General features: G+C 71.9%; 16 protein-coding genes and 1 pseudogene. 2 read left to right on the plus strand and 15 right to left on the minus strand.

The annotated features are described in order from the left end of the window. Positions 1-55: 55 nt before the first annotated feature. The 11 genes from hypA to ACIBU0_RS30505 all read right to left on the minus strand — a co-directional run bounded on the left by hypA (position 56) and on the right by ACIBU0_RS30505 (position 12,567). Entirely contained in the window at positions 56-406 is a 351-nt protein-coding gene (gene hypA / locus ACIBU0_RS30455; protein WP_398824800.1) for a hydrogenase maturation nickel metallochaperone HypA, read from the minus strand. A gap of 7 nt (positions 407-413) precedes the next feature. Continuing rightward, positions 414-563, minus strand: a complete 150-nt coding sequence (locus tag ACIBU0_RS30460) for a hypothetical protein (protein ID WP_398824802.1) — start codon at positions 561-563, stop codon at positions 414-416. A gap of 73 nt (positions 564-636) precedes the next feature. Further along, complete coding sequence (locus tag ACIBU0_RS30465; protein WP_398824804.1) at positions 637-843, minus strand: hypothetical protein; 207 nt, start codon at positions 841-843, stop codon at positions 637-639. Positions 844-883: 40 nt separating this feature from the next. Continuing rightward, positions 884-1,480 (minus strand): DUF5947 family protein, encoded by a 597-nt coding sequence (locus tag ACIBU0_RS30470; RefSeq protein WP_398824806.1) that lies wholly within the window; start codon positions 1,478-1,480, stop codon positions 884-886. Beyond that, a complete protein-coding gene (locus tag ACIBU0_RS30475) occupies positions 1,477-2,043 on the minus strand; it encodes a NifU family protein (RefSeq protein ID WP_398824808.1) in 567 nt (188 codons plus the stop codon). Before ACIBU0_RS30475 ends, ACIBU0_RS30470 begins: the two co-directional genes overlap by 4 nt. Next, complete coding sequence (locus ACIBU0_RS30480; RefSeq protein WP_398824809.1) at positions 2,036-3,829, minus strand: nickel-dependent hydrogenase large subunit; 1,794 nt, start codon at positions 3,827-3,829, stop codon at positions 2,036-2,038. Before ACIBU0_RS30480 ends, ACIBU0_RS30475 begins: the two co-directional genes overlap by 8 nt. Positions 3,830-3,893: 64 nt before the next feature. Beyond that, positions 3,894-4,982, minus strand: a complete 1,089-nt coding sequence (locus ACIBU0_RS30485; RefSeq protein ID WP_398824811.1) for a hydrogenase expression protein HypE — start codon at positions 4,980-4,982, stop codon at positions 3,894-3,896. A 1-nt stretch (position 4,983) separates the two neighbouring features. Next, positions 4,984-6,456 carry a hypothetical protein gene (locus ACIBU0_RS30490; RefSeq protein ID WP_398824813.1) on the minus strand — a complete coding sequence of 491 codons (1,473 nt, stop codon included), beginning with the start codon at positions 6,454-6,456 and terminating at the stop codon, positions 4,984-4,986. A gap of 146 nt (positions 6,457-6,602) precedes the next feature. Beyond that, positions 6,603-8,243 carry a thiamine pyrophosphate-binding protein gene (locus ACIBU0_RS30495; protein WP_398824815.1) on the minus strand — a complete coding sequence of 547 codons (1,641 nt, stop codon included), beginning with the start codon at positions 8,241-8,243 and terminating at the stop codon, positions 6,603-6,605. Next, a complete protein-coding gene (locus ACIBU0_RS30500; protein ID WP_398824817.1) occupies positions 8,243-9,025 on the minus strand; it encodes a cyclase family protein in 783 nt (260 codons plus the stop codon). Before ACIBU0_RS30500 ends, ACIBU0_RS30495 begins: the two co-directional genes overlap by 1 nt. A gap of 167 nt (positions 9,026-9,192) precedes the next feature. Then, on the minus strand, positions 9,193-12,567 hold the full coding sequence (locus tag ACIBU0_RS30505) for a pyruvate carboxylase (RefSeq protein ID WP_398824819.1): 3,375 nt from the start codon (positions 12,565-12,567) through the stop codon (positions 9,193-9,195). A 142-nt stretch (positions 12,568-12,709) separates the two neighbouring features. Here ACIBU0_RS30505 and ACIBU0_RS30510 point away from each other — a divergent pair, with 142 nt between their 5' ends. Beyond that, on the plus strand, positions 12,710-14,788 hold the full coding sequence (locus tag ACIBU0_RS30510; RefSeq protein ID WP_398824821.1) for a SpoIIE family protein phosphatase: 2,079 nt from the start codon (positions 12,710-12,712) through the stop codon (positions 14,786-14,788). A 178-nt stretch (positions 14,789-14,966) separates the two neighbouring features. Next, entirely contained in the window at positions 14,967-17,414 is a 2,448-nt protein-coding gene (locus ACIBU0_RS30515) for a SpoIIE family protein phosphatase (RefSeq protein WP_398824823.1), read from the plus strand. A gap of 78 nt (positions 17,415-17,492) precedes the next feature. Here the strand turns inward: ACIBU0_RS30515 and ACIBU0_RS30520 are convergent, their stop codons facing one another. From ACIBU0_RS30520 to ACIBU0_RS30535, 4 genes and pseudogenes are all read right to left on the minus strand, one after another. Further along, positions 17,493-18,059 carry a snapalysin family zinc-dependent metalloprotease gene (locus ACIBU0_RS30520; protein WP_398824826.1) on the minus strand — a complete coding sequence of 189 codons (567 nt, stop codon included), beginning with the start codon at positions 18,057-18,059 and terminating at the stop codon, positions 17,493-17,495. Positions 18,060-18,190: 131 nt separating this feature from the next. Continuing rightward, positions 18,191-19,825, minus strand: coding sequence for a sigma-70 family RNA polymerase sigma factor (locus ACIBU0_RS30525; RefSeq protein ID WP_398824828.1), 1,635 nt, complete (start codon positions 19,823-19,825; stop codon positions 18,191-18,193). Positions 19,826-20,052: 227 nt separating this feature from the next. Further along, positions 20,053-20,289: pseudogene (locus ACIBU0_RS30530) on the minus strand (acetoacetate--CoA ligase); the annotation flags it as partial. Positions 20,290-20,497: 208 nt separating this feature from the next. Continuing rightward, entirely contained in the window at positions 20,498-21,655 is a 1,158-nt protein-coding gene (locus ACIBU0_RS30535; RefSeq protein WP_398824830.1) for an aromatic acid exporter family protein, read from the minus strand. Positions 21,656-21,671: the final 16 nt, after the last annotated feature.

Here is a 21,671-nt window from a genome sequence, read left to right on the forward strand (position 1 = left end):
TGCGTGCGCTCGGGTCCCGCCGGTGCTTTGCCTGCACCGGCGGGGCCCGGTTGCGTCAGGCGAGGGCCGGCTCGATCCCGGTGATCTCCAGTTCCCGGCCGCTGCGCAGCTCCGTGGAGGGACGGTCGCAGCGCGGGCACCAGAAGAACGGCGGCATGCCCACCGGGAACTCCTCGGCGCACGGCTCACAGTAGGCCTGCGCGGGAATCTGCTCGACGACGAGCCGTGCCGCGGCGAGGGCGGTGCCGTCGCGGGCCACCTCGAAGGCGAAGTCGAGGGCGTCGGGGACGACCCCCGCCAGCTCGCCGACCCGGACGGTCACTGCCGAAACGGCGTCCGTCCCGTCCGCCCGGGCCAGTTCGCCGGCCCGCTCGATGATCGCGGTCGCGATCGACAACTCGTGCACGGCCGGCTCACGGGTAGCGGCGGCCGGCGCGGAAACCGCCGGCCATCCGCCAGATCCGCATCTCACGCCTCAGGCTGGGCAGCTCCCAGACGAGCAGCGCCAGCGCCAGCCCGCCCACCAGGGCGGCCTCGGCCATCAGCACCCGCTGTCCTGTCATCCCGGCTCGTCCGCCCGTGTCGGCGGACCCTCGTGCAAGTTGAACGTTCATTGCGGTGACTCCCAGCTGTCTCTCATCCGGGCGAGATGTTCGGCATGGTCTCCGTCAGCGCGTCGTGGCGCTTCGCGCGGATCCCGGTGGAGCGGCGCGCGTCGGCGGTGCCGTCCTCGTGGTGCCCGCTCTCGTCCTCGTACCGGCCCTGGTTGCCCTGGTGCATGCCCCGGACGTGCCGGGGTGTGTCGGGCTTCGCCTGGGGCCGGCCCACTCTGATGCTGCCCATGGGGGTCTCCTTCCTCGCCTCCGACGTGCGGAGTGCGTGCTCATGACCGCTCGGTGAGGTCCTCGAAGAACCGCTCGACGGCCGACCAGACGCGGCCGCCTCCGGACAGGCCGCGCCATTCCCGGCGTACGACGGCGACCATCCGGTAGCAGTCGTCGATCGGCACGATCCAGTGGTGGTCGAGGCCGTGCACGGTGTTGACCAGCAGTGCCTCCACGTCGGGTGCCACGGAGGCGAGCTGCGGACACGTCTCGGCCAGCCGCTGCCAGGCCGCCGCTTCCACGTCCCAGCGCATGGCCCCCGCCGGGCTCGGGCCCTCGGCGGTGACCGTGCCGTCCGTCCGGGGCACGAAGAAGACCAGCCCGACGGGTACGCCCAGGACCTCCGTGTCGACCCGGGGGAGCCGCAGGCGGCGCCGCGGCACGAGCCGGTAGTGGCCGTCGCCGGCGCCGCCCTGGGCGAACAGCACCGAGCAGGGGCCGCAGGCGCAGCACACCTCCTGCCGCTCGGTGTCGTACAGGTGGGCGTGCTCGTCGGGCACCGGCGCGGCGCACAGGTCGCACGCCTCCTCCTCGGCCGCCGCCGTGCGGTCGGCCGAGGAGGCGATGAGGCGGGCCAGCGCGCCGTCCGTGGTCACCGTGTGCCTCGGTGCGTCAGCGTGGCCAGCGGTACGAACGCGGGGGCCGGCGTGCTCGGCAGTGGTTCCACCGCCGTCAGCTCGGGAGCGACGGCGAGCACCGCTTCCCGGACGGCCGCGCCGACCTCGTCCCCCGATCCGCCGCCGCATCCGGAACCGCATCCGCCGCCCGCCGTCAGCCGCACCCGGGCCACGTCCCCGTCCACGCCCGCCCACTCCACGTCACCGCCGCGTTCGCGCACGGCGGGGCGCAGCCGTTCGACCGCGCGGGCCGCCCGGCGTTCGACGGGCTCCGGGTGGATCGCGTGCAGCACCAGCAGGTGCCCCAGCAGCTCGTCGTCGGCCAGGCGTGCGGCCAGCTGCCCGTCGGCATGGTCCAGGACCCGGGCCAGCGCCTCGCCGTAGACCTCGGTCAGCAGCCGTACCGCCTCGACCGCGGAGCGCGTGGTGGGGCCGGGAGCGGACTCGAGGCCTTCCAGCAGCTCGTCGAGACGGGCGAGCCGGGCCTCCACGGCCGGGTCCGCGAGCCGCTGGGCGCCGGGCTCCTGCCCGGCCTCAGCCATGGTTCGCTCCGTAGGTGGGCGAGTGCAGCGTGGTCAGCGTCTTGCCCTTGCCGACGTACATGTGGACGCCGCACGGCAGGCAGGGGTCGAAGCTGCGCACCGTGCGCATGATGTCGACGCCCTTGAAGTCGTCCGGCCCGTTCTCCTCGAAGATGGGCTGGCCCTGGACGGCGTCCTCGTACGGGCCCGGGGTGCCGTACATGTCGCGGGGGCTGGCGTTCCACGGCGTGGGCGGGTACGGGTGGTAGTTGGCGATCTTCTTGTCCTTGATCACCAGGTGGTGCGAGAGGACGCCGCGCACCGCTTCGTGGAAGCCGCAGCCGATGGCCTCGTCGGGCACCTCGTAGTTCTGGAACACCTTGGTCTCGCCCGCCCGGACGAGCCCCATGGCCTCTTCGACGAACTGCAGGGCCATGGCGGCCGCGTAGGCGATGAAGTACGGCCGGGCGCGGTCCCGTTCGATGGTGTTGCTCCACTGCGGGATGTGCCACTCCAGGGTCGTCTCCGGCAGTTCCTCCCCCTTGGGCAGCGAGATGCGCACGCTGCTGCCGGTGGCCTTGACGTAGGGGGTGTCGACCAGTCCGCTCAGCGCGGTCGACCACAGCCGGGCGAGCGGACCGCCGCCGGTGTCGAGGGCGAGGTGCTGATCCGTCTTCTTGTCGTACCAGCGCGGGCTCATCACCCAGCTGTACTTGTCGTCGAAGTCGCGCTTCTGCGGCACGGGGACGGTCGTCTGGTTCCACGGGTGGCGCATGTCGACGGGGTTGCCGAGCGGGTCGTGCGTGACGAAGGGCTGTTCGCCGGTCCAGTCCTCGTAGTAGGAGCTGCCGAGCAGGATCCGCAGGCCGAGGTTGATGTCGATGAGGTTGTTGGTGACCAGTTCGCCGTCGACGACGATGCCCGGGGTGACGTACATCTGCTTGCCCCAGGTGTTCATCGTCTCGTACCGGTAGTCGACGGTCCTGGGGTCCTGGAAGGCGCCCCAGCAGCCCAGCAGGATGCGGCGGCGGCCGACCTCCTCGTAGCCGGGCAGCGCCTCGTAGAAGAAGTCGAAGACGTCGTCGTTGAGGGCCACCGCCTTCTTGACGAAGTCGATGATCCGCATCAGTCGGCTGAGGTAGTCGGTGAAGGTGGTCGGCTGCGGCATGGTGCCGACGCCACCGGGATAGAGCGTGGAGGGGTGGACGTGGCGCCCTTCCATGAGACAGAACATCTCACGGGTGACGCGGCTCATCTTCAGGGCTTCCTTGTACACCGCGCCCTCGAAGGGGTTGAAGGCCCGCATGATGTCGGCGATGGTCCGGTAGCCGTGGATGTCGCCGCGCGGTGCCTCGGTGCGTTCGGCGCGGGCCAGTACACCGGGGTTGGTGGCCTTGACCATCGCCTCGCAGAAGTCCACGAACACCAGGTTGTCCTGGAAGATCGTGTGGTCGAACATGTACTCCGCCGCTTCGCCGAGGTTGACGATGTAGTCGGCCAGCGGGGGCGGCTTGACGCCGTAGGCCATCTGCTGGGCGTAGTCGGAGCAGGTGGTGTGGTTGTCGCCGCAGATGCCGCAGATGCGGGAGGTGATGAAACCGGCGTCGCGTGGGTCCTTGCCCTTCATGAACACGGAATAGCCGCGGAACAGCGACGAAGTGCTGTGGCATTCCACGACTTCCCGGTTGGCGAAGTCGATCTTCGTGTAGATGCCCAGGTTCCCGATGATCCGGGTGATCGGATCCCAGGACATGTCCACGAGCTGCGGTGGCTTGCGCTCCGTCGGCCGGGCCTCGGTGGTGGTCATGTGCGGTGATGCCCCTCGCTGTCGGTGTTCCGTGGGTGAGTGGTGGGGTGCGCCTCGCCCGGCTTCAGGGCCGCCAGCGCGGGTTGTAGCCGCTGGTCAGCTTGCGCTTGTTGTGGCGCCACTTGGGCTCGTGGTTGACCAGCTCGTTCGTCATGCCGCGCAGCCGGCGGATGACGGCCCCGTACGGCTTGATGGCCAGCGACGAGAAGGTCGCGCCGGCGGGTTCGTCCATGAACGGCATGAACGCGTCGGGGAAGCCGGGCATCGTGCAGCCGATGCACAGGCCGCCGACGTTCGGGCAGCCGCCGATGCCGGCCATCCAGCCGCGCTTGGGCACGTTGCAGTTGACGACCGGGCCCCAACAGCCCGTCTTCACCAGGCACTTGGGCGAGTTGTAGTCCCGTGCGAAGTCCGCCTGCTCGTAGTACGCGGCGCGGTCGCAGCCCTCGTGGACCGTCTTCCCGAAGAGCCACTGCGGGCGCAGCATGTGATCCAGCGGGGGCGGGGGCGCCGAACCGGCCGCGTGGTAGAGGACCCAGATCAGGGTCTCCATGAAGTTCTCGGGCTGGATCGGGCAGCCGGGGACGTTGACGACTGGCAGGCCGGCCTGGGACCTGTAGTCCCAGCCCAGGTAGTCGGCCAGGCCCATGCACCCGGTCGGGTTGCCGGCCATCGCGTGGATGCCGCCGAAGGTGGCGCAGGTGCCGGCGGCCACCACCGCCCAGGCCCTGGGGGCCAGTTGGTCGATCCACCAGTTCAGGGTCTGCGGCTCACCGGTCTCCGGGTCGTTGCCGAACGACGTCCAGTAGCCGTCGCCCTTGATGATGTTCTGGTTGGGGATCGAACCCTCGATGACGAGGATGAACGGTGACAAATCGCCCCGAGCCGCCGCCCTGTAGGGAGCGAGGAAGTCCTCGCCGCCCAGGCTCGGTGAGAGCACTTTGTTGACCAGGTTCACCTTCGGCAGACCGGGGATGAGGCCGAGCACGAGGTCCTCGATGGAGGGCTGGTCGGCGGCGGTCAGGGAGACCGTGTCGCCGTCGCAGCTCATGCCCTCGGAGATCCAGAGGATGTGGATCTCGTCGATGCCCTGCCGGTCCTCGCCGCGACCGGGTTCGCCGCTGACCTCGATGGTGCTGCTGTGAGTCGTCATGTCATCGGCCTCCGCTGCGGGGGGATTCGGATGGGGCGGGCTCCAGTGGCTCGAGTTCACCGGGCCGGAAGTAGTGGAAGCGGCCGTACCAGGTGTGCAGTTCGGACGCGGGGTCGTCGTCGAGCGTGACGGCGAGGTGCACGCTGCCGTCCACGTCGTGGAAGACGGCGGCCACCTCGGCGGTCCGCCCCTCCAGGAACATGTCCTGGGCGTCGGCGCCCCGTCGTGGGCGCAGCCGTACCCGGCTGCCGGCGCCGAGGGGCACGCCGCCGACGAGCACCGTGTCGGTGGACGGGGAGAGTCCGTCGTCGGCGCCCTCCTGCCACCAGGCCGGGCGCTCGCCGGGTGGGGGTGCCTCAGTGACCGGGGCGAGGGAGCGGACGGCGCCGTGCAGCCGTGCGAAGACCTCCGGGGGCATGGTCTCGACCCGGTCGAGGATCGCGGCGGCCCGCTCGTCGGTGGCGCGCGCCTCGCGCTTCTCCTCGTCGGTCAGCAGCAGCGTGCGCAGCGTGAGGATCTCGTCGATCTCCGCGGCGTCGTGCAGATCCCCCGGGCTCTCCGGGGCCACCTGCGGATGGTCGGGGAGGATGATCGGTGCGGACAGCAGGACGTCCGCGGTGCCGGGTTCCCCGCCGAGCACGGGGAAGGTGAACTCGTTGCGGCACCCGCCCGCGGGGGCGGACAGCTCCGCCGGTGGATCGGTCAGCGAGACGAACTCGACGCCGTCACCGCCGATGAGGGTGTGGGTCGCGATGAGCGCATGGCGCAGCGCTTCGTCGCGCGCGGTGCGCGGATCCGGCGCGGGTCCGGTGTTGGCGGTGCGTACCCGGAGCCGGCAGAGATCCGCGGAGAGCGGTTCGGCGGCGACGGTCGTACTCGCCCGTACCTCCTCGCGGCGCCGCTCCACCCGCCCGGCCCCGCCTGCCAGCGGCTCGGCCTCCACACCGGCCGGCGCTCCCACCGGAACCGTGTGTTCACTCTGCAGCAGCGCGTCCAGGAAGAACGCGACGTCGACTTCGCGCGGTACTGCTTCGTCGAAGGTCAGGTGGACCGTGCCGTCGTCGGTCCGCAGCGACTCGACGGCACGGTGGCCGCCGTCCGGGCGGGTCTCCTGCAGCACCTGCTTCCGCTGCATCTGCAGGTAGCGCAGCCTCACCCGTACGGACGCGCCGGGCCGTCGGATCCTCAGCAGGCACTCGGTCTGCTGGTACCAGGAGTCGGCGGAGCCGGACACGCCGGGAACGACCGGGCCGTCCGACGCCACCCAGTCCCGGGGGAACAGCACCCCGAACTGCCACCGGACGCGGTTCTTGGCCGATGACCGCCGGTAGGGATACAGGAGGTAGCCCTCGTAGAGAACGGCGTCGGCCACGGCGCTCAGCCGTTCGAAGGCGCACGGGGGCCGGTCCGGCAGCGGGTCCGCGCCACCTCTCGGGGCAGCGCAAGCCATTCCGCCCTGGGCCAGTCCCTCCATCGCGCCTCCTCGTCCCGGTGTGCCCACCGATCCCTTCCACCACGGTCACATCAGTCACTCACCCTCGCTCCTCCGGCACAGCGCCACTGGGCCGTTCGAGGGGTGGCCGGGCCGATGTGGCGCCTCCGCCGCCGCCCCACCCGCGCTCAGTGGCCGCGGAACGCCTCCTCCAGCCACCAGGACCCGCGGTCGGCGACGACCTTGGCGTCGATGAGCAGCGGCGCGGATCGCGGTCCGGCGACCCAGTCCGCCACGGCCTTGAGATCGGCCCGCGTACGGACGGTCACGGCCTCGAAGCCATAACCCCGCCCTACGGCAGCGATGTCCGTCGGCGGGAAGCGCACCGTGTCCAGTGGGTGCCCGTCGGGACCGAAGTGGTGCACTTCGGCGCCGTACGCCTCGTCGTCGTACACGACGACCACCATCGGCAGCCCGAGCCGCCGCACCGTGTCCAGCTCGACGGCGCTCATCAACGCTCCGCCGTCCCCGAGCGCGGCCACGGGCAGCCGGTCCGGCTGGGCCAGCGCCGCCCCGATCGTGGTGGCCAGCCCCAGCCCTATCGACTGGAACGCCTGCGTGAAGCAGAAGCCCTTCTCGTCCGGCACCGACAGGTACGCGCTCGGGTAGCCCATGAAGTTGCCCGAGTCCACGCCGAGCACCCGCTCCGCGGGGAGGATGTCGTCGAGCGCGATGCTCAACGTCCGCGGGTCGATCCGCTCCCGGGTGCCGGTGTCCTCGTACGGCACGTCGCGCAGGCGCACGCGTGCCCTGAGGGCCTCGCCGGTCTGCGGGCCGCGGTAGCCCTGCCGTGGTGCGCCGCCCGCCTCGCACACCTGCCGTGCGGTGAGCCGGACGTCGCCGAGGACGCCGAGGTGCACCGGCCGGTGCGCGCCGAGTGCCGACGGCTCGTCGTCGACCTGTACGACGGTGGCGCCGGCGCCGATGAGACCGCCGTGCCGCATCGTCCACATGTTCAGGGCGCAGCCCCAGCCGACGATCAGGTCCGCGCCCCGGATCAGCTCGGAGGCCAGGGGCGAGGCGAACCCGCCGGAGATGCCCAGGGACCAGGGGTTGCCGTGGAAGAGCCCGTGCGCGACGGCCGAGGTGGCCAGCAGCGCGCCGTGGTGCTCGGCGAGTGCCTCCAGCGCCTGCCGGCTGCCGGGTCCCCGCGCTCCCCGGCCGGCCACGAAGACCGGCCGCCGGGACCGGGCCAGCAGGTCCGCCAGGGCCGTCGCACCGTCCGCGTCCGGCTCGACGGCGGCCCGCTCGTGCGGCGGAGCGGCGTGCGCCAAAGCTCCGTGGGGCACGTCCAGGGCCTGCACCGGCAGAGGGAGGTTGAGCAGGACGGTACGCCGCTCCCGCACCGCCAGCCCTACCGCCGCACACGCCTGCTCGACCGCGCTCCGCGCCGACGTGACCCGGGCCGCGACCGCGCCCACAGCGCGGGCCAACTCCTCCTGGCCGACGTGGAAGTTGGACTTTCGCTCGGTCACCTCGGCCGCGAGCACGACGAGCGGAGTACGGCTCTTGGCCGCCTCCGCGATCCCCGTCATCGCGTTCGTCAGCCCGGGGCCCTGGTGCACGCTCACCACGGCCACCGTGCCGCAGGTCCGGGCGTACGCGTCGGCCATGGTCGCCGCGCCGCCCTCATGGCGTGCGGCGACGAACCGCGCGCCCGCCGCGACCATCGCGTTCGTGACGTGGAAGTTGCCCGACCCGACCACTCCGAAGACCTGGCCCACCCCGGCCGCGCACATTGCCCGGCCGACCGCTTCCGCGACCTTCATCAGCGCTCCACCAGGGCCAGCACGCGCGCGGGAGCACCGGAGCCGGTGACGATGGGCAGCGGTCCCGCGACGACGACGGACCCGGTTGGCGGGAGCGCGGCGAGGTTGCGCAACTGGGTCAGGCCGTACTTGTCGCTGCCCATCAGGTAGGCGTGGCAGGGGAAGGCCGGGTCGAACGAGAACGCGCGTCCGGCGTCCGTGCCGACCGTCTCGACGCCGAGGCCGATCACCGGCGACTCCTCGGCCACCCAGCGGGCGCACTCCGGCGACAGGCCGGGAGTGTGCGGGCCGTTGTCGTCGGCGTTGAGGAACGCCTCCTGGGTTTCGGCGCGGGCGTCCCAGCCGGTGCGCAGCAGCAGCCAACCCCCTTCGGGCAAGGGGCCGTTCTCGGTCTCCCATGCCTTCACGTGGTCGATCTCGACCAGGAAGTCGGGGTTGTCGGCGACCTCGGCGGTGAAGTCCAGCACGGCCGCGGGTGCGATCAGTCTGCGGGCCGGCACCGAGGCCACGTCGGTGCGGTCCTTGCCGGTGACCCAGTGGTTCGGGGCGTCGAAGTGGGTGCCGGTGTGCTCGCCGCTGCGGAAGTTGTTCCAGTACCAGGCGGGGCCACGGTCGTCGTACCGGCTGATCTCCTCCAGTTCGAAGACGGCGGTCTGGCCGAATTCGGGCGGCAGCTGGATCACCGGCGTCGACGACGACAACGGCGAGGTCAGGTCGACGACTTCGATCGACCCGCCCCGCAACCCGGACACCAGCGCGGCGAGGACGGACGGCTCGGACATGGGCGCCTCCTGGGTCGGTGCTGGAACTCGCGGCATCGCAGGCCGTCATGACGGCCATTCAGATACTGTCCGGCAGACCGAGCGTTTCGTCGACGCCGCCCCAGCACGCCGACGCCCCGCGCAGAAGCTTCCCCCTGCGCGGGGCGTGACGGCGTTCCCGGCTGTGGTCAGGCGAGTTCCACGAGCAGGTCGCCGCCCTCGACCTGCTGGATGGGATTGATGGCCAGCCTGGCCACCCGGCCGGACTTCGCGGCGGTGATCGAGGCCTCCATCTTCATCGCCTCGATGGTGGCGACCGTGGCACCGGCCTCCACTTCCTCCCCTTCGGCGACCGTGAGGGTCACCACGCCGGCGAACGGCGCCGCGACGTGGCCGGGGTTGGACCGGTCGGCCTTCTCGGTGACGGGCACGTCCGAGGCGGCCGCCCGGTCGCGGACCTGGATGGGCCGCAGCTGGCCGTTCAGGGACGACAGCACGGTGCGCATGCCGCGCTCGTCCGCGTCGCCGATGGCCTGCAGCTCGATCAGCAGCCGCACACCGCGTTCGAGGTCGACGGCGTACTCCTTGCCCGGGCGCAGCCCGTAGAAGAAGTCCTTGCTGTCCAGCACGCTGGTGTCGCCGTAGGAGTCGCGGTGCGTCTCGAACTCGCGCGTCGGTGCCGGGAACAGCAGCCGGTTGAGCGTCGCCCGCCGGTCCTTCGCCAGGCCCTTGCGGTCGTCGGCGCTCAGTTCCTGCACCGGCTTGGCCTCGGCGCGGCCCCGCAGCGCCTTGCTGCGGAACGGCTCGGGCCAGCCGCCGGGCGGGGTGCCCAGCTCGCCGCGCAGGAAGCCGATGACGGAGTCGGGGATGTCGAACCGGTCCGGCTCCGCCTCGAAGTCCGCCGGGGACACGCCTGCACCCACGAGGTGCAGGGCCAGGTCGCCGACCACCTTCGAGGAGGGGGTGACCTTCACCAGGTGGCCGAGGATCCGGTCGGCGGCGGCGTACATCGCCTCGATCTCCTCGAAGCGGTCGCCGAGGCCGAGCGCGATCGCCTGGGTGCGCAGGTTGGAGAGCTGCCCGCCGGGGATCTCATGGTGGTAGACGCGTCCGGTCGGCGAGGCGAGACCCGCCTCGAAGGGGGCGTAGACCTTGCGGACGCTCTCCCAGTACGGCTCCAGGTCGCCGACGGCCTGGAGGTCCAGGCCGGTGGGCCGCTCGGAGTGGTCGGTCGCGGCGACGATCGCCGACAGCGACGGCTGCGAGGTCGTACCGGCCATGGACGCCACCGCTCCGTCCACCGCGTCCGCGCCGGCCTGGATCGCGGCGAGGTAGGTGGCGAGCTGGCCGCCGGCGGTGTCGTGGGTGTGGATGTGGACCGGCAGGTCGAACTCCCGGCGCAGCGCCGACACCAGCTTCGCCGCGGCCGGTGCCCGCAGCAGGCCCGCCATGTCCTTCACGGCCAGGACATGGGCGCCCGCGTCCACGATCTGCTCGGCCAGACGCAGGTAGTAGTCGAGGGTGTAGAGCTTTTCTGCGGGGTCGGACAGGTCGGAGGTGTAGCACAGGGCCACCTCCGCGACCGCCGTCCCCGTCTCCCGTACGGCCTCGATGGCGGGCCGCATCTGGTCGACGTCGTTGAGGGCGTCGAAGATGCGGAAGATGTCGATGCCGGTGGCGGCGGCCTCGTGCACGAAGGCGTCGGTGACCTCGGTGGGGTACGGCGTGTAGCCGACGGTGTTGCGGCCGCGCAGCAGCATCTGCAGGCAGATGTTCGGCGCGGCCTCCCGCAGGGCCGCCAGGCGCTCCCACGGGTCCTCGGCGAGGAAGCGCAGGGCGACGTCGTAGGTCGCGCCGCCCCAGCACTCCAGGGACAGCAGCTGGGGCAGGGTGCGGGCGACGACCGGGGCGACGGCGAGCATGTCCTTGGTGCGCACCCGGGTGGCGAGCAGCGACTGGTGGGCGTCGCGGAAGGTGGTGTCGGTGACGCCGATGGTCGGCGAGGCGCGCAGCCAGCTCGCGAAGCCCTCGGGGCCGAGTTCGGCGAGCCGCTGGCGGGAGCCGGCCGGGGGCTCGCCGGCGGGCAGCGCGGGCAGCTTGGTCAGCGGGTCGAGCAGGTCGGGCCGCTCGCCGTGCGGCTTGTTCACGGTGACGTCGGCCAGGTAGGTGAGCAGCTTCGTGCCGCGGTCGGCGGAGTGGCGGGCGGTCAGCAGGTGCGGGCGCTTCTCGATGAACGACGTGGTGACCCGGCCGGCCTGGAAGTCGGGGTCGTCCAGGACCGCCTGCAGGAAGGGGATGTTGGTGGCCACGCCGCGGATGCGGAACTCGGCCACGGCACGCCGGGCGCGGCCCACCGCGGCGTCGAAGTCCCGGCCCCGGCAGGTGAGCTTCACCAGCATCGAGTCGAAGTGCGCGCTGATCTCCGTACCGGCGTGCGTGGTGCCGCCGTCGAGACGGATGCCCGAGCCGCCGGGCGAGCGGTAGGCGCTGATGCGGCCGGTGTCCGGGCGGAAGCCGTTGGCGGGGTCCTCGGTGGTGATACGGCACTGCAGGGCGGCGCCGCGCAGGGTGACCGTCTCCTGGGAGAGGCCGAGGTCGGCCAGGGTCTCGCCGGCGGCGATGCGCAGCTGGGCCTGCACCAGGTCGACGTCGGTGACCTCCTCGGTGACTGTGTGCTCGACCTGGATGCGCGGGTTCATCTCGATGAAGACGTGGTTGCCGTCGCGGTCCAGCAGGAACTCCACCGTGCCGGCGTTGCGGTAGCCGATCTGCCGGGCGAAGCGCACGGCGTCGGCGCAGATCCGGTCGCGCAGGTCCGGGTCGAGGTTCGGGGCGGGCGCGAGCTCGATCACCTTCTGGTGGCGGCGCTGCACCGAGCAGTCCCGCTCGAAGAGGTGGATGACGTTGCCCTGCCCGTCGGCGAGGATCTGCACCTCGATGTGGCGGGGCTCGACGACCGCCTTCTCCAGGAAGACGGTGGGATCACCGAACGCGGACGCCGCCTCACGGGAGGCCGCCTCGATGGACTCGCGCAGCTGGGAGGGGTGCTCGACGCGGCGCATGCCGCGACCGCCACCGCCCGCGACCGCCTTGACGAACACGGGGAAGCCGATGTCCTCCGCGGCGCTCACCAGGGCGTCCACGTTGGTGGACGGCGCCGAGGAACCCAGCACCGGTACGCCGGCCGCGCGTGCGGCGGCCACCGCGCGCGCCTTGTTCCCGGTCAGCTCCAGGATCTCCGCGCTCGGCCCGACGAACGTGATGCCCGCCTCTTCGCACGCCCTGGCCAGGTCGGGGTTCTCGGACAGGAAGCCGTAGCCCGGGTAGACGGCGTCCGCTCCGGCCCGCTGTGCGGCGCGGACGATCTCCTCCACGGAGAGATAGGCGCGCACCGGGTGTCCCGGCTGGCCGATCTCGTAGGCCTCGTCGGCCTTCAGCCGGTGCAGGGAGTTGCGGTCCTCGTGCGGGAACACGGCGACGGTGCGCGCGCCCAGCTCGTAGCCTGCGCGGAACGCCCGAATCGCGATTTCACCGCGGTTGGCGACCAGCACCTTGCGGAACATTCTTGATCCCTTCAGCCTGCCGGTGACGGAGAGCACCCATGGTGTCGGCGGCATCCCGCTTACGCCATGTGAGCCGGGCCACTTGCGGCCTACGCTGTCCTTGAGCTTCCTGTGGTCAAGGGTGTGTGAGCGAGGTGCCCTCATGACCAGCGCGAGTCACCGCGGTGCACGTGCCCGTGATGCGATCGGCGAAACGCCGGGTCCGGGCGCGCCCGCGGTGGGGCATGCGGGGGTGTTCCAGGATCTGCTCCCGCTCGCGCTGTGGATGGTCGACGCCGAGGGGCGCCTGGTGCAGTGGTCGCTCGCCGCGCAGGATCTGCTCGGTCACACGCCGCAGCAGGTGGTGGGCCAGGACGCCAAGCGCGTCCTCGTGCCCGAGGGCAACCAGGAACTGGCCGACCGGCTGGGGGAAAAGGTGCGGGCTGGGGCCGCGGTCGTCGCACGGCTGCCGGTCCGGCATCGCGACGGGTCCCTGGTCGACATGGAGATGTGGCACTGTCCGGTCGCGGATGCGCAGGGCCGTACCGGCATGCTGGCCATCGCGGCGGAGACATCCGCCGTGGAGCGGATGCGCGATGCGCTGGCCGCGCTGGAGGGGCTGTTCACCCAGTCCCCGATCGGCCTGGCCATGCTCGGCCCGGACCTGCGTTTCCTCAGGGTCAACGAGGCGCTGGCGCGGATGGACGGCGTCCCGGTGGCCGACCACGTCGGCCGAAGCGTGACCGAGATCGCACCCGGCGCGGGCAGGCTGGAGTCGGTGATGCGGCAGGTCCTGGAGCGGGGTGAGGCGGTGGTGGACTTCCGCCACACCTCCTCCGGCACGACGGACCCGGCGCGGCAGCGGACGTGGTCCTGTTCCTACGCCCCGCTGATCGGCGGTGCCGGCCAGCGGGTGGGAGTGATCGCCTCGCTGATCGACGTCACGGAGGGGCAGCGGGCCCACCTGGAGGCGGAGCGGGCCCGGCATCGCCTGGCGCTGCTGGCGGAGGCGGGTACGCAGATGGGCTCCACGCTGGATCTGACCCAGACGGCGCAGGAGGTGGTCCGCGTCCTGGTGCCCCGGCTGGCCGACTCCGCCGATGTGCAGCTGCTGGAGGAGGCGGTGGCCCCGGACGAGACCGCTGCCTCGGCGCACGGCGTGGTGCGCCGCGTGGCGGCCGTGTTCACCGATCCGGCCGCGCCGGCCGACCTCCTCGCGGTCGGCATGACCCTGCAGGTGCCGCCCGGCTCGGTGTACGAGCAGATCATGACCGCCGGGCGTCCCATCAACCTGTACCGGAGCGACATCGACCCGCTGATCAGAATTCCCGGCGCCGACCGGCTGCACGACTATCTGCGCACCCGCGTGGGTTCGGCGCGCCTGGTCCCGCTGGTGGCCCGTGGCACCGTGCTGGGCGCGGTATCGGTCACCCGGACCCGCGACCGGGAGCCGTTCGACGAACAGGACACGCTGCTGATCGACGAACTGGTCGCCCGGGCGGCGCTGAACATCGACAACGCGCGCATGTACAGCCGGGAACGCGACGCGGCCCTCACCCTCCAGCGCAGCCTGATGAACCCCTCCCTGCCCACCGTCAGCGGACTGGAACTCACCGGGCGCTATCTGCCGGCCGGCGACCACGAGGTCGGCGGCGACTGGTTCGACGCCATCGCCCTGTCGGGCGACCGGACCGCCCTGGTGATCGGGGACGTGATGGGGCACGGCATCCACGCCGCGGCCGTCATGGGGCAGCTGCGCACCGCCGTACGGACCCTGGCACGCCGGGACACCGCGCCCGACCAGGTGCTGCGCTTCCTGGACGCCGCCGTCGCCGACCTGGGCGACAACGAGATGGCCACCTGCCTGTACGCCGTTCACGACCCGGTCACCGGCCAATGTCTGATCGCCAGGGCGGGCCACCCGCCGCCCGTGGTCGCCGACGGGCGGGGCGCGGTCGCCTTCCTGGAGGGACCCGCGGGCCCGCCGCTGGGCGTGGGCGGGCAGGACTGCGAGGTGCAGCAGGTGGTCCTTCCTCCCCACAGCCTCCTGGTGACCTACACCGACGGCCTGATCGAGACCCGCGGCACCGACCTCGACCAGGGCATGCGCCGTCTGGCCCAGGCGCTGCGGTATCCCGAGCATCCCCTGGAGGACATCTGTGACGACCTCCTGGCGCACGTCATGCCCGAGGCGGCGGACGACGACGTGGCGGTCCTCCTGGCCCGCGCGCTGCCCCGGTGACCCGGCCGTCGCACGGCCGACGGACAGTCCAGGTCAGCCGCAACGACGAGGCACGCGGTGCCCGGCCAGCCGATACTGAAATGAGCCACTGCAAAGCCAGACATACGGAATGGAACGGCATGAGCGCCCCGGGGGCGCCGCACCAGGACTCCCGCGAACGGCGCCGGATGGGTGGGCGATGCACGACACATCCCCGACGACACTCAGCGAGAGTCCCGAGGATCCGTTCTCGGTGCACCAGTCCGCGTCCGCCGTTCTGGACGACCACGGACGGATCGTCGCCTGGAGCGACCAGGCCAGCGCTCTCCTCGGCCACCGGGCCGAGGAGGTGCTGGGCCGGCGGGTGCGCGATGTCCTGATCGAACGCGGGGACAGGCCCCTGATCGCCGAGGCGGCCGCCACGTGCGTGCGGGAGGGCGGCTGGTTCGGACTGCTGCCCGTGCGGCACGGCGCGGGCCACCGCGTGTTCGTGGGATTCAGGGCCCGCCGGGTGCGACGACTGGACTCCACCGTCGAGTGGCTCCTCGTCGGCTCGCGCGCCGAGGACGTCGTCCAGTGGAACATCGACCGGGCCATGCTGGACGGCTTCTTCCGCCGCTCCCCCGTGGGGGTCGCGGTGCTCGGCCCGGACCTGCGCATCCTGCGGGTGAACCGGGCGATCGCACGGTTCGGCGGGCTGCCGAGCGAGGCGTATCACGGGCGCCGGACCACCGACTACCTCGTCGGCCCGGACGCGGAGCTGATCGAGGGACGGCTGCAGCGGGTGCTGGAGACGGGCGAGCCTCTCATTTTCGCCGAGCAGCACTGCCGCATCATGGGCAACCCCCCGAAGGAACTGATCGTCTCCGTCTCCGCCTTCCGCATGCAGGACCCGTCCGGCCGGGTACTGGGCGTCACCGAGATCGTCGAGGATGTCACCGACCGCCACCGGGCCCGTCGGCGGCTGGCGCTGCTCAACGAGGTCGGCGCCAGGCTCGGGAACACCCTGGACGTGGGCACGACGGCGCGTGAGCTGGCCGAGGCGGCGGTTCCCGCGCTCGCCGACGCCCTCTCGGTGGATCTGCTGGAACCCGTGACCCACGGGGAGGAGCCGGCCCCCGACGCCACGGGCCCGCTGCGCAGGATGGCGGCCCGCAGCATTCTGGCCGAGGGGCTGCGGGTGATGCGCCCCGTGGACCATCTGTTCTCGTTCCCCGAGGGGACAGCGCAGGAACGCTGTCTGGCCGAGCGGCGTCCGATCCTGCAGCCCACCCTGGACCTCGACCCGGCATGGTTCTCCGCCGACCCGGTGCGGGCCGAGAAGGTGCTCGCCCTGGGTGTCCACTCGCTGATGGTGGTGCCGCTGGTCGCCCGCGGTGTCGTGCTCGGCGTGGTCTGCATGTGGCGGGTGGAGCGGCCGGAGCCGTTCGAGGAGGACGACCTCACCCTCGCGGAGGAGTTCGCCGGCCGGGCCGCGGTCTGCATCGACAACGCCCGCCGCTACACCCAGCAGCACCATGCCGCCGAGGCACTCCAGCGCAGCCTGCTGCCGAGTGAGGTGCCCGAGCATCCGGCCGTCGAGACGGCCCACCGGTACCTGCCCGCGCAGGCCTCCACCGGAGTCGGCGGCGACTGGTTCGACGTCATCCCGCTGTCGGGGCTGCGCGTCGCCCTGGTCGTCGGCGACGTGGTCGGTCACGGCATGCACGCCTCGGCGACCATGGGCCGGCTGCGTGCCGCCGTACAGACCCTCGCGCACCTCGACCTGGCCCCGGACGAGGTCCTCTCCCGGCTCGACGACCTGGTGGACCAGTTGGCCACCGAACAGCGGCAGACCGATGGGAACACCCCCCAGATCGTGGGCGCGACCTGCCTGTACGCGATCTACGATCCGGTCTCCCGGCACTGCGTCATGGCGCGCGCGGGGCACCCGCCGCCGACCGTGGTGGGACCGGACGGCAAGGTGCGCCCGATCGACCCGCCCGCCGGACCGCCCCTGGGCCTCGGCGGGCTGCCGTTCGAGTCGGCCGAGCTCCAACTGGAGGAGGGCAGCCTGCTCGCCCTCTACAGCGACGGCCTCCTGCTGGCCGACAACCGGGACATCGACCAGGGTCTGTCCCTGCTGCGCACCACACTGACCGGTCCGGCCCCCTCACTGGAGCACCTGTGCAAGGCGGTCGAGGACGCGATGCTGCCCGACCGTCCCGCCGACGACGTCACACTGCTGCTGGGCCGGACCCGGGTACTGGCCGCGGAAAAGGTGGCCACCTGGGAGCTGCCGGCCGAGCCCACCGCGGCCGGCCGGGCCCGGACCCTGGTGAGTGAGCGGCTGACCGAGTGGGGGCTGGAGGAACTGGCCTTCACCACCGAACTGATCGTGAGCGAACTGGTCACGAACGCCTACCGGTACGCCGGCGGCCCGGTGCTGGTGCGGCTGATCCGGGACGGCCACCTCATCTGCGAGGTCTCCGACACCAGCAGCACCTCCCCCCATCTGCGCCAGGCCCGCAGCACCGACGAGGGCGGACGCGGCCTGTTCCTGGTGGCTCAGCTGTCCGAGCGGTGGGGCACGCGGTACGGCCGCAACGGCAAGACGATCTGGACCGAGCAACCGCTCTCGGTACCTGAGAGGGAGTCAGGTACCTGACGCGCGCAGGGGCGAGGGGGACGCCGGGACGCCCCCCTCTTTTCCTCTCGTTCCGCACGCCTCGAAGCGCGACGCGCGTCAGTCCACGATCACGCCGGCACGCACGGGCAGCGGAGCTCGGCGGACCACCGCACCGGCGAAGTTGTCCTCGACTTCCGCCTTCTCCGCCGCGTCCGGATACGGGTTCGTGCACGCGGTTCCGGCGCTGGAGCCGGACATCAGGCTGGAGCAGGGCCCGGGCTTGCGGTCGGGCAGGCCGAGGATGTGACCGAGTTCGTGGGCGGAGATACGAATCGTGTCGTAGCCCTGGTCCACGGCCTGCCGTCCGATGTAGACGGTTCCGTTGCCCAAGGTGGTGGGCAGCGCACGCGGCCAGCCGTTGTCCGCCAGGACCCGTATGTTGGCGCGTTGCCCGGTGGCGACCGGCTTCAACTCGACAGCGTTCACACTCTCGTTCCAGATTGCCGCGCCCCGGTCCACCGCGCTCCTGAACTCCGCGGAGCCGCTTGCGTCGTAGGTGAGGACACGGGCGGCCAGGGGGTGGTCCGGGGCGTCGGGGGAAGCGGCCACGGCCTGGCTGCCCACCAGGGACAAGGACACCGCCAGGGCGGTGGCCAGGCTGACGGTCAGGCTACGGACGTGCATGTGCGACCTCCTCGTGGGGGAAGGGAGTCGTGCTCATGACACTTTCTCGGGTCACTGCCCAGCGGAGGGAGAAGTGAATCCGTCCATCGGAGGCGTGAATCCGTCCATCGGGTAAGGAGCGGTTCGCGACCTCACTGCTTGGCGCCGAAGTCCTGCGTCCACCAAGGTCCGCCCGAGCCGTCGTGGACGCCCACGCCGATGTCCTTGAACGAGCAGTTGAGGATGTTGGCACGGTGGCCGGGGCTGTTCATCCAGGAGTCCATCACGGCCTCCGGGGTCTGCTGGCCCTGGGCGATGTTCTCCCCGTACGTCGACCAGGTGTAGCCCGCGGCGGTGATGCGCTGGCCGGGGTCGGCGCCGTCCGGGTTGGTGTGGTCGAAGAAGTTGCGGGCGGCCATGTCGTCGGAGTGGCCCTGCGCCGCCTTGTTCAGGAGCGGATCCTCCGTGAGCGGCCCGCAACCGGCGTCCGCCCGCTCCTTGTTCACCAGCGCGACCACCTGCGCCACCGTGTCCGTCGGGGCCGGCTGGGACTGCGGCGTACCGGACGCGCTCCGAACCGGGCGAGGGGAGAGCCGCGGCGTCGGGCTCTTCGTGGCAGGGCGCGGGGCCTTCGAAGGGCTCGCCTTCTTCGACGGGGACGCGGACGGCGACGGCGACGGCGATCGGGACGCCGACGGAGAGGTCCCGACAGCGCTGGGTTCCCCGAGGTCCACCGCGGGGGCCCCGGCGGTCCGCGCGGCGGTCGCCTCTTCGACGCCGGTTCCGGTCCCCGGGTCCGTGTCGAAGTACCAGAGTCCGCCACCGGCCACGCAGGCCGCCACGACGGCACCGCCTACGGCCCGGCGCCGGTTGCGGCGACGTCGGCGGACCTCACTGCGGGAGGCCGAACGGCCGCGCCCGGCCCGTGAACCCGATGCTCCATGGCCTGCGGACACGGCCGGCCGGGGCGCCGAGGCGACCGCCGCCATCCCGCCGGAGGCGGACAGAACCCGCTCCAGCAGCACGGGCGTCGCCGCGACCAGCGCCAGGCCGGCCAGCAGTCCCTCCGCGGGCATCAGCCCGCTCCACAGTCCGGAGCAGCGCACACATCCGCGGGCGTGCCGGGCTATTCGCTTGCGCCACAGCGCCGAGGGCCGGCCGTCCCAGGAGGCCAGCAGGCCCCGCAGTTCCTCGCACAGCGGCCGCGAGTCCAGCGCCCGCACCACCACGCGGGCCGCCTCCAGCTGCGCCTTCATCCGCTGCACCCGGACCGCCGCGTGCTGCGCCGGCAGCTCCAGGGCCGCGGCGACCTCGGTCCGGGTCAGCTCACCCGCGCACTCCAGCCACCACAGCGACAGCAGTCCCCGGTCGTCCGGGTCGAGCCAGCGGGTGGCGCGTGCGGTCTCCTGGCGCTGGCCGGACAGCTGGAGCTGCACCAGGGTCAGGTCGACGAAGTCCGCGCCCGGGTCGGCGAAGTCCTCGGCCTCATCCACGGCGTCCGGTGCCGACTGCCGGTCCTGCCAGTGGGCCCGGACCTGATTCATCGCGATCGCCACGAGCCAGGAGCGGAAGCTCTCGGGTGTGCGCAGACCGCCCAGCGCGTCGAGGGCGCGCAGCATGGTCTCCTGCACCACGTCGTCGACATCGACCGAACCGTTCAGCGCCCGGCCCACGATGTTGTAGACGAGCGGCAGGTACGCACTGACCAGGGCGTCCTGAGCCTCCGGATCGCCTCCTCGGGCAGCGGTCACCAGTGCCGCCGACTCCCTCGCGCGCTCTGTACTCATCACAAGCTTCCCTGTCCTCGACGCCGAACGGTGCTGTCCGATGCATGGGAGATCGCTCGATGGGCCTCGCATAACAGTTATTCGGACGCCAGTTCCACGAGAGCCTCACGGCATCGGCACGGCTGCGCAATGGGGGACATCACATCTGCAGCGAGAAGCGCTTCAGAACGTCACCATGAGTCCGACACGCCCATATCGGGCAGGCAATAAGGGGATTCACCCTCATTTCAGACGAGGTCGGGCACGTCGACCGCGGCCGGGGTGACGACCTGCCCTACGGGAGCGCCCTGAAGGAGTCGTTTGACCGGGACCTCCACTTTCTTGCCGGTTCGGGTGTACGGGGCGCCCGGCACTTCGAGGATCTCGTCGGGGGACGTGGCGGGGTGAGGCGCCGGCGCGGATGCCGTCGCGGATCCTCTCGCGGGGGGGGCGTCGTCCAGGGGCGCCCCGGCGGCGAGGGTCACGACACACCCAGGTGCGGTGCGGCCAACTCCCCGCCCACACGGGGGTGTTGCCCGCCGCAGGGCGTGAACCGGACTGCATGCGGCCCCCAGGCGCCCGCCGGGGCCGGCAGCGGGCCAATCCGCGCCCCTGGCAGGTGTTCTGGTGATGCCCACGCGGCACCGACGAAAAGGCTGACGCCAGACCGCTGCACCCGCACGCCCCGCCCGGTCAGTGCCTGACCAGTTGCTCGGTCAGACGACGCGCCTGGGTGAGCAACGTGCCGTACGTCGCCAGCCCGTCGGGATCGGCCGGCATCGCCTCGTGCAACCGCTGCCGCAGATCGTCCAGGCTGCGCACCAGCTCTTCGACGACCTCGCGCAGTTCCCGGCCCGCTTCCACGTCCTGCCCGGCCGGAGCGAACCGGCTCCGGGTGTAGAACCGTATGGCGCGGGCGCTGCAGTAGAGGAACTCCGCGTACGGCTTGGTGATGTGCGGGCCCGGCCGTGGTTTCTTCCCGTCGCCGTCACAGGCCTCCAGCACCAGCCTGGTCACGCCCGTGGTGTGGACGGCCACGTAGTCCAGGACGGTGACCGCGTCGTCGTAGCCCTGTCCGGGCGGCGAGACGACGCCGCGGCGGAGGTTGGCGCGCAGGCTCTCCCGGCTCCAGCCGACCGCGGCACGGGCCTGGTCCACCAGACGGCAAAGTCGCAGCGCACGCTCGTGCAGGGAGCCGGCCACACGGGCATCCCAGTCGTCCGCGGCCAGCCGGTCGGCGACCGCGTCCAGAATCTGCCGCGCTTCGCAGGCCGCGTCCTCCAGCGCGGCACGGGTGCTGCGCAGATACACCGGAGGCCGGATGAGAGCATTGACGGCGATGCCCACCACCGCGCCGAAGACCGCCTCCGCGATCCGGGCCGCGGACGCCGCGACGGTGACCGGCCCAGCGGTCAGAACGAACAAGGCGCCCGTGGCCGCGTAGATTCCTTGGCTGCCCAGGCGCCGCCAGTTGCCGAGGAGCACCACCGCCGGCAGCACCAGGCACATGGCCCCCAAGGGGGAGCCGATCATCAGCACGACGCCTGTCGCCACCACCGTCCCGACGGCGATGGCTGCCACCTGCTGCAGCCCGTGCGCGATCGACCGGTACACCGTCGACTCCACCAGCACGACCGCCACCCATGGCGCGACGAACGCCATCGGCGCCTGCAGCCACCAGCCCGCCACGGCCCATGCCACGCACGCCGCCAGAGCCGCCTTGACCGCCTGCACCGCCAGATCCCGTTCACGGCCGGGCTCCTCCCACGCCCGCCGAACCGTCTCTCCCGCCGCCCTGCCGCGGCGCCGGGCAACCAGCACCGCCCATCGAATTCCTCGCGTCCCTCGCATCCCCAGCCAAGTGCCA

The organism is Streptomyces sp. NPDC049627 (assembly GCF_044465645.1).
GTDB lineage: Bacteria > Actinomycetota > Actinomycetes > Streptomycetales > Streptomycetaceae > Streptomyces.

Excerpts from the sequence above, each read along its gene's own strand:
- ACIBU0_RS30475 (WP_398824808.1), bottom strand. The coding sequence starts at position 2,043 with ATGGCTGAGGCCGGGCAGGAGCCCGGCGCCCAGCGGCTCGCGGACCCG.
- ACIBU0_RS30525 (WP_398824828.1), bottom strand. The coding sequence starts at position 19,825 with ATGAGTACAGAGCGCGCGAGGGAGTCGGCGGCACTGGTGACCGCTGCC.
- ACIBU0_RS30495 (WP_398824815.1), bottom strand. The coding sequence starts at position 8,243 with ATGAAGGTCGCGGAAGCGGTCGGCCGGGCAATGTGCGCGGCCGGGGTG.
- ACIBU0_RS30505 (WP_398824819.1), bottom strand. The coding sequence starts at position 12,567 with ATGTTCCGCAAGGTGCTGGTCGCCAACCGCGGTGAAATCGCGATTCGG.
- ACIBU0_RS30480 (WP_398824809.1), bottom strand. The coding sequence starts at position 3,829 with ATGACCACCACCGAGGCCCGGCCGACGGAGCGCAAGCCACCGCAGCTC.
- ACIBU0_RS30515 (WP_398824823.1), top strand. The coding sequence starts at position 14,967 with ATGCACGACACATCCCCGACGACACTCAGCGAGAGTCCCGAGGATCCG.
- ACIBU0_RS30500 (WP_398824817.1), bottom strand. The coding sequence starts at position 9,025 with ATGTCCGAGCCGTCCGTCCTCGCCGCGCTGGTGTCCGGGTTGCGGGGC.
- ACIBU0_RS30520 (WP_398824826.1), bottom strand. The coding sequence starts at position 18,059 with ATGCACGTCCGTAGCCTGACCGTCAGCCTGGCCACCGCCCTGGCGGTG.
- ACIBU0_RS30465 (WP_398824804.1), bottom strand. The coding sequence starts at position 843 with ATGGGCAGCATCAGAGTGGGCCGGCCCCAGGCGAAGCCCGACACACCC.
- ACIBU0_RS30485 (WP_398824811.1), bottom strand. The coding sequence starts at position 4,982 with ATGACGACTCACAGCAGCACCATCGAGGTCAGCGGCGAACCCGGTCGC.
- ACIBU0_RS30510 (WP_398824821.1), top strand. The coding sequence starts at position 12,710 with ATGACCAGCGCGAGTCACCGCGGTGCACGTGCCCGTGATGCGATCGGC.
- ACIBU0_RS30535 (WP_398824830.1), bottom strand. The coding sequence starts at position 21,655 with ATGCGAGGGACGCGAGGAATTCGATGGGCGGTGCTGGTTGCCCGGCGC.
- ACIBU0_RS30490 (WP_398824813.1), bottom strand. The coding sequence starts at position 6,456 with ATGGAGGGACTGGCCCAGGGCGGAATGGCTTGCGCTGCCCCGAGAGGT.
- ACIBU0_RS30460 (WP_398824802.1), bottom strand. The coding sequence starts at position 563 with ATGACAGGACAGCGGGTGCTGATGGCCGAGGCCGCCCTGGTGGGCGGG.